The 11,683-nt window shown below is 59.9% G+C and carries 5 protein-coding genes; 1 reads left to right on the top strand and 4 read right to left on the bottom strand.

Translation table 11 applies throughout. The features are described from left to right. The first annotated feature begins 50 nt into the window (after window positions 1-50). Complete coding sequence (locus CSV91_RS02000) at window positions 51-6,503, top strand: Ig-like domain-containing protein (protein ID WP_099431593.1); 6,453 nt, start codon at window positions 51-53, stop codon at window positions 6,501-6,503. Between the two features lie 332 nt (window positions 6,504-6,835). Here the strand turns inward: CSV91_RS02000 and CSV91_RS02005 are convergent, their stop codons facing one another. The 4 genes from CSV91_RS02005 to CSV91_RS02020 all read right to left on the bottom strand — a co-directional run bounded on the left by CSV91_RS02005 (window position 6,836) and on the right by CSV91_RS02020 (window position 11,613). Next, window positions 6,836-7,924 (bottom strand): M24 family metallopeptidase, encoded by a 1,089-nt coding sequence (locus CSV91_RS02005; RefSeq protein WP_099431594.1) that lies wholly within the window; start codon window positions 7,922-7,924, stop codon window positions 6,836-6,838. 483 nt (window positions 7,925-8,407) lie between these two features. Then, a complete protein-coding gene (locus CSV91_RS02010; protein WP_099431595.1) occupies window positions 8,408-8,806 on the bottom strand; it encodes a DUF1667 domain-containing protein in 399 nt (132 codons plus the stop codon). 4 nt (window positions 8,807-8,810) lie between these two features. Beyond that, window positions 8,811-10,157, bottom strand: a complete 1,347-nt coding sequence (locus CSV91_RS02015; protein WP_099431596.1) for an NAD(P)/FAD-dependent oxidoreductase — start codon at window positions 10,155-10,157, stop codon at window positions 8,811-8,813. A gap of 1 nt (window position 10,158) precedes the next feature. After that, on the bottom strand, window positions 10,159-11,613 hold the full coding sequence (locus tag CSV91_RS02020) for an NAD(P)/FAD-dependent oxidoreductase (RefSeq protein ID WP_099431597.1): 1,455 nt from the start codon (window positions 11,611-11,613) through the stop codon (window positions 10,159-10,161). Window positions 11,614-11,683: the final 70 nt, after the last annotated feature.

Consider the following 11,683-nt stretch of genomic DNA (forward strand, 5'->3'; position numbering starts at 1 on the left):
TGCCAATCGGACCAGTGCTGTTTGGTCCGTTGAGCGTGTCGGGAGGAAACATGAACAGAAGGCATGTCAACGCGGCCATTACCGCGGGTTTGGCTCTGACGATGACGGTCGGCTCGGTGCCGCCGCAGGCGTTCGCCGAAATGATGCAGGGTGATACTACCCAAGTCGTTGCCGAGCAAAGCGATGCGACGGGTGCGGCTGCCACGTCTGCGGACACCGGTCAGGCAACCTCGCAAGACCAGAGTGAAGACAAGATCGCCTCTTTTGCCAGCCTGAACGAGCTACATGTTGCCGAGGGATCCGACGCCACGCTGCCCCAAACTGTAACGGCAACCTACGAGAGCGGTACCACCAAGCAGGAAAACGTCATCTGGAAGCTGAACGGCGCCGATGCTCCGGCAACCTTGGCGCAGCTGCCTGCCGGCTCGTATGAGTTTGAGGGTACCGTCGACGACATCACGCAGACGGTCAAGCAGCGCGTGGTTGTCGAAGCTGCTACGGCGGACCCGGCAGTGGTAGATCCGGCGGCAGTAAACGCCCCTGATGTCACAGAGACGAGCAACGAAAGTGGCATTACGGTCGAGTCGATCGACGCCAACCCGATTCTGGAAAAATATGTCGGTGCCGATTACTACGGCCAGATCCAATCTTCGAGCGTTAAGGTAAAGCTGTCGGATGGCACCGAGACCTCGGCGTATGTTAATTGGGACGAAAAGTCGCAGACGGCATTTGATACAGCGACAGAAGAATCCGAAGTCCCCATCACCGGACAGATTACCGGCGTAAGCGTGAATAGCAATTGGATCACGCTCGCGGAGCCGTACGAAGTGAGCGGCGTGCTTAAGGTATACGTTCCTCGCTCAACCAGCAATGGCTCATGGATATGGACCGCGGCAGGTATTGCTCCCGCGGTTCCGTCTAGCATGTCGGTCGATTATTCAAATGGACAATCTTATACGTGCCCGGTTGAGTGGAATGAAATCTCGGCAGACCAGTACCAAAAAGAAGGAACCTTTGTTGTCGAGGGACATTTGAAGAACTATCCTTCCATGCTTGCGCACTGCACGGTCACAGTCCGCGCGGTTAAGAGTGTCCAGACCGAGTTGACGTGTACGACCCTAACCGGCGAGGCCCCGTCTCTGCCGTATTCTGCAGCGGTAACCTTCGATAACGGAGCCACCGAGCAGATTCCGGTGTCTTGGGATTCTTTCGACGCGTCGCTTTACTCTAAGGTGGGCTCGTTTACGGTTAAAGGTAAACTAAACGGTTTTGATTACCGTGAGGTTACCTGCACCGTTACCGTCAAAGATCCTAAGGACGTACTCGATCTTAATTCTTTGAGGTTCGAGCGTGTGGTCGGCGACATTTCTCCTCTTAGCACGTATGTCTATTTCCCGGTTACGCAGTCAAATAACACTACATACACCCAAGGTTATCAGGTTACCTGGGACAACGCCGACGTGTCTCAATTCCAAAAGGCAGGCACCTATACGGTCACGGGCACGCTTGTGACATATAACGAATCTTCAGCCGCTAATGGCCTAAAGGTAACTGCTCAGGTCGAGGTCAAAGAAGTTGCCTCTATCGACGCTCTTGCTCCCGTTAATACGCCCGTCGGCGTACGTCCTACAACGGGCGGCGGTCTTCCCTACAGCGTTGAGGTTGCATTCGCCGACGGTACAAAGAAGCAGTGCAACATTGCGTGGGACCCTATTTTGGACACGCAGGTGGCAAGTGAGGGGTCGTTTAAGCTTTCCGGTTCGCTGTCGTATTGGACCAATACCTCATCTTCATCGTCTACTCAGGTGGAGCTGGGTGACAGCAATCGAGTCACGGCGACCATCTCCGTCCGCGCCCTGCAGATGCCTTCCTCGACATCGACAAGCACGCTTATCGGTTGCCAGCCCAATATGCCGGGTTCAATCGAGGCCACGATGTGGAATGGCTCGCGAGGCAATTTCCCCGTTCAGTGGTCGACTATTAGTCAGGACGCCCTAAAGAACCTTGGCCAGATTACGGTTAGCGGATACTTTACCGGCTCTAACATTCCGGCTACGGCGACGGTCAATGTGTGCGATCTTGAAGACAGCTACATTGGCAAGATTCCTTATGTTCCCGGCGCAGGTCTCTTGGCTCCGGGTTATGCGACCACGTTGTATTTATCGGACGGCAGCTCCTTCTATCCCAGGTACTCTTCGGGGAATTCTTATAATTGGGATGAATTTCCCCAAGAGCTGTTGGACGGCAAGCCGGGCGAGTACGAAATTACCGGCACCATTGCCGGCTCGCTGGCAAAGATTAGCGCCGTCGCAGTGTGCGACGAGGTCAAGGGCGTCAATAACTATAACGATAGCGGCGTGACGCTTGGACAGTCGTACGAGGACTGGCGTGTTATCTACCCCGGTGAGGAAGTCAATCTGGACTATTTCACCGTTTCTGGCGCGCTGCAGAACGGAACGACCTTTAACGACTTGCACGTTAACTGGGACGCCTACGATAGGTGTCCCCAGAAAGACTGCACGGTTACCGGAACGGTCGCGGGAACGAATATTCCCGTGAAGGTGCACGTCATCGTGACTAAAAACTGGGAGGCTCAGCCTCAGGCCATTACGGTGCTTAAAGGCAGCGACGGTACCGCCATGCTTCCCAGCTATGTCGATCTCGTCAGTCCCGATGCGGCAGAACATCCGGACTATTCGAACAAATACGCCGAGGCCAAGTGGAACACGAAGGGCTTCGATTGGACCCAGGGCGGCGTGGTCCGCGGCACTGCAACAATGAGCTATAGCACGGGATACGGCATGCAGGCGGTCGACGTTCCGATTACTGCCACCGTTAAGATCGCGAGTAAGGCGACCTCGGTTCAGGGCGGAACCATATGGACCGTCCCCGGCACCAAGCCGATGCTGCCGGAATACCTTGAGGTTCGATACGATAACAATGTATCCTCTGAGCCCCAGCGCGAAAAGGTCACATGGGATCGTGTCGCCGAAGACGCGTATGCCAAGGACGGTTCGTTTAAGGTGAAGGGCAAGCTCCAAGGTGGTGCCGAGGCAACGATCACTGTCGACGTTTGTTCTGTCACCTCTATTGCCGTTCCTGAACGAATTAACACGGTCAGCGGCGTTTTTCCTGAGCTGCCATGGAACGTCACGGTTGCCGCGAGCGACGGTAAAACTCACAATGCCCAGGTACAGTGGGATGACATTCGCCCCTCGGTTTATACCGGAGAGCCGGGTCAGGTCACGACAGTGTCTGGCGCGCTGTTTGCAAGCGGCCTTACTGGATACGTCGACGGCACCAACACCGGCCTCACTGTTCAGACCAAGATCGTTATCCAAGGCGTTGAGAAGGCAATCGACAACGGCGAGACCGCGGTGACTACCAAGGCCGGCACTGCGCCTGCTATGCCGTCCAAGATGGCGGTCGAGATGAGCGACGGCTCCGTTTCGACGGCGGCTATTGATTGGGATCCAATCGCGCCCGAGAAGTACGAGCAGCCCGGCACATTCTATGCGACGGGTCATGTGATTGGCTTTGATGCCGCTGCCGTTATGGCGCTGCTGGACGACGACGGACAAAAGGTCGGCGTGGATGAGAACGGCAACGTGACCGCCAAGGTGACGGTTGCCGACAAGAAGGCAAAGAAGGTTGCGCTGCAGCCCGAGGCCGTCGTGGTCAACACTACGGTCGGTTCGATGCTGGAGCTGCCAGATGCCGTGTCCGTATATTTCTCGGATGGCTCAGCGCGGGATACTCGGGGCGGTTTAGGCGGCATCGAAATCGAAAAGTGGACTGACACCGACGGCCTCGATCTTTCCAAGCCGCTCGCCAAGAAGGGCACATACAAACTCGTCGGTAAGCTTAAGGATGTCGACAACGTTAACGCCATCGTGTACGTCAACGTCTCCGAGGCGCCGCGAACCATCACCAAGCTCGAGGCCAAGTCGTTTAGCGTTGCCAAGGGCACGTCCAAACAGGACCTGTATGCCCAGATGCCTAAGCAGGTCGTGGCGACTTACTCCGACGGTTCGACCGATCTGCTCGACATTGACGTGTGGAATCTTTCCAACGTCACGGATAAGCTGCTCAACGGAACCGGCACCGTGGAGATCACGGGCACGGTTAAGCTCAACGGCGCCAAGGTGACCTGCAACGTGACCGTGGTGGATCAGGATGCCCAGACGCCCGACTACGTCGAGCCGATCGATGCTATTGAGATTGCTGACAATGCCAAGGTCAGCGACCTTATGGATAAGCTGCCGTCCAAGGTGACGGTGGTCATGAAGGACGGCAAGACCAAGAACGAGACGCCCGTTAAGTGGTCTCAGGTCGACAGCCTGGGCCGTGCCGGCACCGAGTTTGAGGTCACGGGTCTGACGGACAACGGCATGACCGTAAAGGTTCAGGTCAAGGTGACGGCGCATATCGTGAGCTTTGATACCGTTGACGAGATTGAGGTCGAGCGCGATACCAAGGCGGATGAGGCTAAGGCCAAGCTGCCCACCACGGTCACGGCGATTTACTCTGACGGTACCGATTCCGAAGCCGACGTAACGTGGGATACCAAGGGCCTCTCCGACAAGGACTTTGCCAAGGAAGGTAAAGTTACGGTTAAGGGCACTGTTGCCGGCACGGATCAGAAGGCGGAGTGCACCATCAAGGTCGTCAAGCCATTGCGCGAGATTCCTGATCACCTGGCCGGCACGGTTGACGCTGTGACGCTCGACGACGGGGCGAAGCCCGATGCCGTTGTGGCCGCACTGTCCAAGACCGTGAAGGTTGCCATGAAGGACGGCTCCGAGGTCGATTCGAAGATCGACTGGATTGCTCCTAAGGAGGCTCTCACCATTAAGAATGACGGCGCGAGCGTTGTCATTACGGGTAAAACCGCGGTTGGCAGCTTTGAGGTCAAGGCTACGGTCAACCTGGTGCCGGTCGTCGAGAGCATCGCTGGCGTCAAGCTTTCGGTTGCCCGCAACACGGCTGCTGCTGACATCGTGCTGCCTGCCCAGGTGACCCTCAACATGTCCGACGGCTCGACGAAGACTGCCGCCGTTACGTGGGATAAGACTCCGCTTACGGCAGATGCCTTGGGCAAGCTGGGCGATGTTGCACTTGAGGGCAAAGTAGAGGGCACTTCGGTTAAGGCCAAGTGCACGGTCACGGTCGTGAAGAGCAATGCCGAGATTCCGGCCTCTGTTGAGCCTCTCGCGGGAGTTAACGTTCCCGAGGGCTCGTCGGCCGATGCAGTGCGCGAGGCACTCAAGGGCGTCAAGGCGACAGTGCTCATGAAGGACGGCAAGACGACGGCAGAGTCTGAGATCACATGGACTGAGGTTCCTGCCGCGGCCGACGCGTACGGCAACAGCGTCGTCGCCAAGGGCGTGACGGTGAACGGTAACCTGCCGGTCGAGGTTATTGTTACCTCCATGACGACGATCAACAAGGTTGCCGAGGTGCCGCAGATCACGGTTGAGCGCGATGCCAAGGCCGATACCGTGACGGGGCAGCTGCCCAAGAAGGTTACCGTGACCTATTCCGATGGTCACACGGACGAGGCCGCGGTCACGTGGAATACGGATGGCCTGGACAAGCAGCTTGCCGCCGTTGGCGAGTACACGATCGAGGGCTCCGTTGAGGGCACGACGCTCAAAGCGACCTGCAAACTGGTCGTCGAGACGCCGGCAAGTGAGATTCCCGTGAGGCCTGCGACGTTCGCTCCCGTTGAGGTGTTTGAGGCAAGCTCTGCTGCCGATGTGCTGAAGGCGCTGCCCAAGAAGGTCTCCGTGATGATGAAGGACGGCAGCCAGGAAGACTACAACGTCGATTGGGAGAATGTTCCCGCGCTGGATTGGGGTGCCGATGATGTGACCGTGGACGGTAAGGTCCGCGGTACGGAACTGACGGTCAGCTGCAGGGTACGCGTTAAGCCGCGCCCGGCAGCCAGCGGGCTTGTTATCGTTGACCAAAACGGCAAGGCTACGACTGCCGAGACCGTGCTTAAGGTTGAGCGCGGCAAGGAGATTGACCTTGCTGCCGCGGCGAGCAATGCGGCCGATGGCGCGCTGCTGCGTGGTACCGTGACGTGGACCTCGTCCGACCCGACGATCGCTACGGTCGAGAACGGTAAGGTCAAGGCCCTCAAGAACGGAACCGTCGTCATTACCGCGACGATGCCCGTTGATGGTGACGCCGCAGCGATTGCGACGCTTGCCGAGGATGGCGCTGCGGAGACGCCGGCGCCTCAGCAGCTCACGGCTTCGGTGACTGTCGAGGTTGTTGAGCCTGTTGTTGTACAGGAGCCGACAGGCGGCAAGGATAACGGTGCCAAGCCCGATGCCAAGGATCCTTCGGGCAAGAAGAATGGCAAGAAGGCCGCTAAGGGAAGCCTGGCCGAGACGGGCGACAACACTGCCGTGACCGTCGCGGCGCTTGGCGGAACCGGCCTGCTGGCGCTGATTGCCGCAGCGATTGAAAAGCTGCGTCATCGTACGGAGTAGCGTCGAGGGCGTAGTTCATTAGGTCACAAGAAGGCCTCCCGGTTCTCGACGGGGAATCGGGAGGCCTTTCGTTTGACTGTAGGGCAGCTAATTTGGGTCGGGCTTTGTCTTGAGCGGACTGCTCGCCACGAAATGGGCCTATTTACTACGTTTGACCGGTAACCCTCGACCATACCGAGAATTGCGAAATCAAAACCGCAGGTAAAGGGCTTGCCATTTTTTAAAAAAGACCCGCATGGTCGACCCATGCGGGTTAAACGTAGTAGATAGGCCGTTTTTGTGGCGCGGTATTGGTGGGATGCGGCAAAGGAGCTGTCCCTTTGCCGCATTGCCTAGTCTAGGTGGACTGGGTCGTGGGGGTAGGCGTTGAGAATCTCGACGTCGGACTCGGTCACCAGGGCCAGGTCTTCGATGCGGACGCCGGTGCGGCCGGGGAGGTAGATACCCGGCTCGATGGAGAACGTCATGCCCGGGTCTACGACCTGCTCGTTGACGAGCGAGACGTCGCCCGGCTCGTGGTCCTGCAGGCCGATCGAGTGTCCCAGGCGGTGCGTAAAGTACTGCCCATAGCCCGCTTCCTCAATCACGTCGCGCGCGGCACGGTCCAGGTCGCACATGCGCGCGCCCGGTGCGATGAGCGCCTCTGCGGCCTCGTTGGCGCGGCGCACGATGTCGTAGATGCGTGCCGTCTCCTCGTCCGGCTCGCCCCAAAAGAACGTGCGTGTCATGTCCGAGCAGTAGTTGCGGCGACGTCCACCAATGTCGAACAGCACCACGTCGCCACGCTTGAGCACGGTGTCGTCGGGCTCGTGATGCGGGTCGCCGGCGTTGGCGCCAAAGCTTACGATGGGCGGAAAGCTAAAGCCCTCGCAGCCGTGCTTGCGATACAGACCGAGCATCTGGTCGGCAATTTCGCGCTCCGTTACGCCCTCGTGGACGAGCTTGATGGCGTCGGACATCACGGCGTCGTTAGCGGCCGAGGACGCGCGCATTAGCTCCTGCTCGGCTTCGTCCTTGTGGGCGCGTGCGACGGTGACGGCAAAGTCGCCCAGGAAGAACTCGCTTGCGGCGTGACGATCCATAAGGGGCATCAAAAAGCCGGAGCGCATAACGGTGTCGATGCCGAGTGGTTTGGTCGGATCGACCTCGCGAGCGATGGCGTCGGCCACGACGTCGGTATCGGTGTGGTAGGCCACGCGGGCATTGTCGTACTCGGGCAGCTGATGCAGGGCGTTGACCAGGATCACGGGCTCGCTACCGCGTGCGAGCAGCACGCCGCAAAAACGCTCGAACATATCGGCATAAAAGCCGGTCAGGTAATAAATCGACCACGGGTCGTTTACGAGCAGCTGCGCGCCGGGGTGCTGAGCCTCGAGCGCATCGAGCACGCGCGCCACGCGCTGGTCATCGACATGTGCCATGAAACATCCTTTCGCTAGGGTGCCACCATGGTATCCCATGCCCGGCAGATAGGGACGTTCCTTTTATGCCGGTACTTCGGGACACTCCTTCGCATGGCCAGCCTGGCGAACTTTCGGGTAAAAGTAGTCATAAGGGGCCCGTCCCAAATTGGCTGGTTTCAAAAGTGTGGCGGATTACGGGGCTGGACCTGTATTACTTGACCATGGGAAAAATCGCGAAATTAAAACCGCAGGTAGACGGCTTGTCAAAAATCGAAAATTGCCGGTATGGATGGGGGTCTCCGAATCAGCCCCGTAATCCGGTATAGTTTTGAAATGGCACTAAAGTAGGCACAGGCTAAATACCGATTCCAAGGATAGTTACGGTGCAATAGTTCCTGGATGCCGGGGTTTTGGCGGAAATCAGGAACTATTTCACCGCAATTGAGGAGGGGCGAGGTGGATGGCGGGGTAGCTAAAAGAGCCCCGCCCCAAATTGGCTGCTTAGGCTGGGTCGATGTCCATGCTGGCGATTAGGTTGATGTTGGTGTCTAGGAGGTTCTCCAGCACGATGTCGCCCATGCGGATGGGGGCGTTGACGACTAGGCCACGGATGAGGTTCATGGCTTGGGCGTGGAGTGCCAGCGGGATGGAATCGGCGGTGCGCACGGGCAGCAGAGCCTCATCGCCGCCGGATACGGCCACGGTGGTGGTGAGCACGCGCATGGGGCAGGTGAGCTCCTGATGTGCGAACTTATCACCGCGCGGGCAGTTGTTGCCGGTTACGGAGCACACTTCCACCACGGCGCCATTGGCGTCGCGCTCCACCTCTACGGTCAGAAGGCACTCGGATGGGCAGGTGGTGCAGTTGAACTGCAACGTTACAATCGCGTTTGTGCTCATGGCCTTACGCCTCCTCAACGGGTTCGACGGACAGGACAATCTCGCTGACATCCAGGTCGAGTGCGCGTTGAATTACCTTTGCCGGCAGCGGGAAGCTTTCCATAACGCTTGGCTTAAACGCGCGGACCTTGCCAGCTAACAGTTCCTCGCCGTCGGCCAAGATCCTCACGCGGGCGGCGTCGACGGGTCGGCGCACACGGAAGTTGAGTTTGGTGAGCGCCACAGCCGTAATGCGTCCCGGCAGTGCGTACCCCGCAATGCCGGTAGGGGAGACGGTGAGCTCGCAGTCCGGAACGACGCCCGCGCCGGTTCCCAGTGCGTACGCCGCTGCAGCTGCGCCAGCCCTCTCGGACTCAGTCGTCACATTGTCTGCCAGGTCGTGCACGTGCAGCACGTTGCCGCAGGCAAAGATGCCTGGTACGCCCGTCTGCAGGCTCTGGTCCACCACGGCGCCGCGCGTGCGCGGGTCAAGCTCTACACCCGCGGCAACCGAAAGCTCGTTCTCGGGAATCAGGCCCACCGAAAGCAGCAACGTGTCGCACGGAACAATGCGCTCGGTACCCGGAATGGGCGCCAGGTGCTCGTCGACCTGGCTTACCTCGACGGCCTCCACGCGGTCGTGCCCGATCACGCGTGTGACGGTGGTGGACAGGTGCAGCGGAATTCCAAAGTCGTCCAGGCAGTTCTTCACATTGCGGCGCAGGCCGTTGGCGTACGGCATGAGCTCGTACACGCCCTCGACCGAAATCCCCTCGAGCGTGCAGCGACGTGCCATGATCAGCCCGATATCGCCCGAACCCAAAATGACGGCGCGCGAGCCGGGTTTGAGGTTTTCGATATTGATGTATCGCTGCGCCAGGCCGGCCGTAAACACGCCGGCGGGACGAGTGCCGGGGATCTTGATCTCGCTGCGGGTGCGCTCACGGCAGCCCATGGCAAGGACGACCGCGCGCCCGGTGAGCCGCAGCATGCCGGCAGGGCTCATGAGCGTGACGGTATGGACCGCGGTGTCTTCCGTAGACTCGCCCGAATCGATCCCAAGCACCATGCTGTTCAGGAACAGTGCAATGTCGGTTGCGTGCACCTGGTCGATAAAGCGCTGCGCGTACTCGGGACCGGTGAGCTCCTGTTTAAAGTGCGACAGGCCAAAACCGGGATGGATGCACTGGCGCAGGATGCCGCCCAGATGCTGCTCGCGCTCCACGATGGCCACGCGTGCGCCGGCCTTGTGCGCGGCAAGCGCGGCCGCCATGCCGGCAGGTCCGCCGCCGATAGCGACCACGTCGAAGGCCTGCGTTGCCACGGCCTCAACGATGCCGGTATTAATCGCGCTCGATTCGAATTTCGCCATCCTAACGCACCCCCTTCAGCGGTCCCTCAACCAGCCAAGAACCGGCATCCTCCAACAGTACCTCGCTGGGGTCGCAGCCCAGCTCTCGGGCAAGAATCGCCACCACACGGCTTTGACAGAAACCACTCTGGCACCGACCCATGCCGGCACGACAGCGTCGCTTGACGCCCTCGACCGAAACCGCGCCCGGCTGGCGTCGGATCGCGGCCACGATCTCGGCTTCGGGCACCGTCTCGCAGCGGCAGACAATCTGACCCCACGTGGGGTCAGACTCGATTAGCTCTTCCTTGCGCGTTAGCGGCGCACGGTCAAAGTCGTCCGGCGCGCGGCGAATTGGGTTCCAGTCGGCCCGCTCGTGCAGCTTCACGCCCGCCTCACGCATCACAAGCTCCATGCGCTCGGCAATGGCCGGCGCGCTTGCCACACCCGGCGACTGAATGCCCGCCGCCTGGAAAAGCCCCGGCACCACGGCTGACTGCCCAATAAAGAAGTCGTTCGTACCCTGAATGACCGGACGCCCGCCGGCAAATGCGCGCACCACGCGGCGCGTATCCAGATCGGACACCAGCTTGCGCGCGCCGCTCAGCAGCGCGTTCACATCGCTCGCATAGGTCTGCGTGTCGCCCGGCTCGCGCACGGCGGCCGTCGCGGTGATCACGGTGTTGCCGTGCACGGTGCCCGTCACGATAACGCCCTTCGACACCGGCGTCGGCACGGGGTAGAGCGGCATGAGCGTGCGCGGCTCCTTGTCCAGCACCACGATGTTGCCCTGACGCCAGACCATCTGGAACTCCTCGGCGCCCGCCATATGTGAGATGTCGGCGGCGCCGTTGCCCGCGGCGTTGATCAGATAGCGGCAGCGCACGTCTCCGGCGGGCGTCGCCAGCGTAAAGCGCGCGTCGTCGCCCGAGCCCGCAACTTCAATCGCTTCCACCGGCGCGGACCGCATAAACGTCACCCCGTTGGCCACGGCGTTCTCCAGCGCGGCGATGGCAACCTCAAACGGGTCGACAAAGCCCGTCGAGGGGCACCACAACGCGCACGTAGCGTCGGCACTGGCGCGCGGCTCTAATTCGTGGATGCGGTCGGGTCCGATGATCGACAGCCTGGGCACGCCGTTGGCAAGGCCGTTGCGCCGCAGCTGCTCCAGATGCGCGCGGTCCTCGTCGTTAAACCCCAGCACCATCGAACCGGTGCGGCAGAACAGAAATCCCAGCTCCTGCGCCCACGTACCGTATAACTCGCAGCCACGGGCGTTGACGTGCGCCTTAACCGTGCCCGGCACCGGATCGTAGCCAGCGTGCACTAGGCCGCCGTTGGCCTTCGACGCGCCCAGCGCAATATCGTTAGCCGCCTCGACCACGCAAATGGACAGGTCATAGCGCGCGAGCTGCCGCGCGATGGCGCATCCGGTAATGCCCGCGCCGACAATCGCGATATCAAACGTTTCTGTCATTGTGCCTCCAAGACAAGTTGACAGGATGTCAATAAGACTATCCTACGGTCTACACACCCCCAGAGCGGCG

Origin of the sequence: Collinsella aerofaciens (assembly GCF_002736145.1) — a bacterium.
GTDB lineage: Bacteria > Actinomycetota > Coriobacteriia > Coriobacteriales > Coriobacteriaceae > Collinsella > Collinsella aerofaciens_A.